2 protein-coding genes are annotated in these 3,481 nt (G+C 64.8%); one reads left to right on the top strand and one right to left on the bottom strand.

Features of this window, described 5'->3' with window-relative positions:
* On the bottom strand, positions 1-1,384 hold a 1,384-nt coding region (locus ACE3S9_RS16830; RefSeq protein ID WP_374547631.1), incomplete at its 3' end, for a sigma-54-dependent transcriptional regulator.
* 184 nt (positions 1,385-1,568) lie between these two features.
* Between ACE3S9_RS16830 and ACE3S9_RS16825 the strand changes: the two genes are divergently transcribed.
* Positions 1,569-3,404, top strand: coding sequence for a M3 family oligoendopeptidase (locus ACE3S9_RS16825; protein ID WP_374547630.1), 1,836 nt, complete (start codon positions 1,569-1,571; stop codon positions 3,402-3,404).
* Positions 3,405-3,481 lie beyond the last annotated feature (77 nt).

The raw sequence follows: 3,481 nt of genomic DNA, 5'->3' as shown, positions 1-3,481 counted from the left end.
TTTCCGACATCTGGCCGCGATAATGCGCCAGCGCGAAGCGGATCGCCTTTTCCTCCAGCGCTTCCAGCCGCTGGACGTCGCCGTTCTCATCGAGCAGTTTCAGCACATTGGGGTCGCGCATTTCGATTCGGACGATCTCGCGTTGAACCTCGCGCTGGCCGACCGGCGGCGGGGCGGGGGGCACGCGGATGTCGAATCCATCGACATGGGCGGCAATCTGGGGAAATTCGGCCACTGTCAGCTCGTCGCCATCGGCCAGCACCACGGCGCGGAACATGGCGTTTTCGAGCTGGCGGACATTGCCCGGCCAGTCATAGGTCGAGAGCATCGCCATCGCCTCGGCGGAGAGGCCGCGGATTCGCTTGCCCTCCTCGGCGCTGAATCGGGCCAGAAACCGCCGCGCGAGATCGGGAATGTCGGCGCGGCGCGCCCGCAGCGGCGGGAGCGAGATCGGGAAGACGTTGAGACGGTAATAGAGGTCTTCGCGGAAACGGCCCTGGCGCACCTGTTCGATCAGGTTCTGGTTAGTCGCCGAAATCAGCCGGACGTCGACGCGCACCGGCTTGCGGGCGCCGACCGGGTCGATCTCGCCCTCCTGCAAAGCGCGCAGCAGCTTGACCTGGGTCTCCAGCGGCAATTCGCCGACTTCGTCCAGAAACAAAGTGCCGCCATTGGCCTCGACGAATTTGCCGGAATGTTTCTCGGTGGCGCCGGTGAAGGCGCCTTTCTCGTGGCCGAACAGGATGGATTCGACCAGATTTTGCGGCAGGGCGCCGCAATTGACGGTGACGAAGGCCTTGCCGCGCCGGTCCGAGGCGCCCTGGATGGCGCGGGCCATCAATTCCTTGCCGACGCCCGATTCGCCTTCGATCAGCACCGGAATATTGGATTTGGCGGCGCGCTCGCCGAGCCGGATGGCGCGGCCCATTTCCTCGCCGCGCGACAGAATGTCGCGGAAGGTCAGATTGCCGGTCGCCTTGCGGCCGATGCGGCGGATTTCGCCTTCGAGCGCGTCGAAGCGCAGGGCGTTCTTGATCGAGATCTGCAGGCGCTCGGCCCCGACCGGCTTGACCACGAAATCGAGCGCGCCGGCGCGCATGGCCGAAATCACGGCCTCGATCGAGCCATGGGCGGTCTGCACGATGACCGGCGTGGCGATCTTGCGCTCGCGCATCTGCGACAGCACGCCCATGCCGTCGAGGTCGGGCATCACCAGATCGAGGATCAATAGGTCGATATGGATCTTATCGGCGGCCTGAAGGCGCGCAAGCGCGGCCTCGCCGCCCTCGACGCATTCCGCCTGATAGCCGAAACGGCGCGCCATCGCCTCCAGCAGGCGGCGCTGAACCGGGTCGTCGTCGGCGATCAGGATGGTCGATGTCATTTCTTGTCTTTCGCTGGGCCGTCGCGCTGGTTGCGCCGTGCCGCCTCGCCGCTGACCGACATGCTGCGCCATTACGGTAAATGCGGTGTTAACGCGCCCCATTTGCAAGATCGGGTTGATCGGCGCCGCCCCGCGCCAATAAGGTGGGGTCGTTTGGAAATTCACCCGGAGGCCTCGCCGCTCCATGATCGATCCGTCCGCCCGCCTTGCCCGCAACAGCGCGTCGACCGGCGCCGCCCCGGCCGAGAATCTGCCGAACTGGCGGCTCGACGACCTCTATGAGGGGCTAGACAGCCCGCGTTTCGCAGAGGATCTCAAGCGGGCGGCTCACGAATGCCGCGAATTCGCCGCCTGCTATCGCGGCGGTCTCGCCGCCCTGCTCGATGGCCCGGACGCGCCGCAACGGCTTTACGAAGCCATCGCGCGCTATGAGGCGATCGATGATCTGATCACGAAAATCATGTCCTTCGCCGGGCTGTCCTATGCGGAGAACACCATTGATCCGGCGCGGGCCAAATTTTATGGCGACGCGCAGGAGAAGATCACCGCCGCCTCGACCGACCTGCTGTTCTTCCAGCTTGAGCTGAACCGGCTCGACGACGCCAAACTGGCCAAGGCGCTGGAACAGGCGCCCCTGTCGCATTACCGGCCCTGGGTCGAGGATCTGCGCGAGGAAAAGCCCCATCAGCTCGAAGACCGCATCGAGCAATTGTTCCATGAGAAATCCGTCACCGGCCATTCCGCCTGGAATCGCCTGTTCGATGAGACCATCGCCTCGCTGCGCTTCGAGATCGACGGCGTCGAAATGACGCTCGAGCCTGCGCTCAACCTGTTCCAGGACCCGGACGAAAAGACGCGCGAAAAGGCCTCGCAGGCCATTGCGGCGACGCTCAAGGCCAATCTGCGTGTGTTCGCCTTGATCTCCAATGTCCTGGCCAAGGACAAGGAAATCTCCGACACCTGGCGCGGCTTCCGCGATGTCGCCGAGGCGCGGCATCTTTCCAACCGCGTCGAGCCGGAGGTGGTGAACGCCATGGTCGCGGCGGTGCGGGCGGCCTATCCGCGCCTCTCGCATCGCTATTACAAGTTGAAGGCGCGCTGGTTCGGCAAGGAGAAGCTGCGCCATTGGGACCGCAACGCGCCGCTGCCCGACGCCCCCAAGACGACCTATGACTGGGCGCAGGCGCGCGCGGCGGTGCTCGGCGCCTATCGCGCCTTTTCGCCGCGCATGGCCGAAATCGCGCAGAAATTCTTCGACGGGCGCTGGATCGACGCCCCCGTGCGTCCCGGCAAGGCGCCGGGCGCCTTTTCGCACCCGACCACGCCCTCGGTTCACCCCTATGTGCTGCTCAATTATCAGGGCAAGCCGCGCGACGTCATGACTTTGGCCCATGAACTCGGTCATGGCGTGCATCAGGTGTTGGCCGCGCCCAATGGCCCGCTGATGGCGCCGACGCCGCTCACTCTGGCCGAAACCGCCTCGGTGTTCGGCGAAATGCTGACCTTCCGGGCGCTGCTGGCCGAGGCCAGAGAGCCGCGCGAGCGCCGGGCTTTGCTCGCCTCCAAGGTCGAGGACATGCTCAACACGGTGGTGCGGCAGATCGCCTTCTACAGTTTCGAGCGGCGGCTGCACGAGGAGCGCCGACAGGGCGAGCTGACCGCGGAGCAGATCTGCGCCTTCTGGATGGAGGCGCAGGCCGAGAGCCTCGGTCCCTCGATCGAGCTGATGCCGGGCTATGAGACCTTCTGGGCCTATATCCCGCATTTCATCCACTCGCCTTTCTATGTCTACGCCTATGCCTTTGGCGATTGCCTGGTGAATTCGCTTTATGGCGTCTATCAGAAGGCCGAGCCGGGCTTTGTGGAGAAATATTTCGCTTTGCTCGCGGCGGGCGGCTCCAAACATTATTCCGAGCTGCTGGCGCCCTTCGGGCTCGACGCCCGCGATCCGGCGTTCTGGGCGATCGGCCTGTCGATGATCGAGGGGCTGATCGACGAATTGGAGGGCCTGTCCGCCTGACGCCTTCCGGACGCCGCCCCATGGACGCCCCATGCTGATCGCCCTGCTGTCATGGCTGGTTTTGTCGTGGCTGTTCG

It is taken from the genome of Rhodoblastus sp. (genome assembly GCF_041915505.1).
Taxonomy (GTDB): Bacteria; Pseudomonadota; Alphaproteobacteria; order Rhizobiales; family Beijerinckiaceae; genus Rhodoblastus.
The sequence above is the reverse complement of the archived record's forward strand: the minus strand, read 5'-3'. Positions and strand labels throughout refer to the sequence as shown.

Coding starts and splice junctions, on each gene's coding strand:
- ACE3S9_RS16825 (WP_374547630.1), top strand. CDS start 1,569: ATGATCGATCCGTCCGCCCGCCTTGCCCGCAACAGCGCGTCGACCGGC.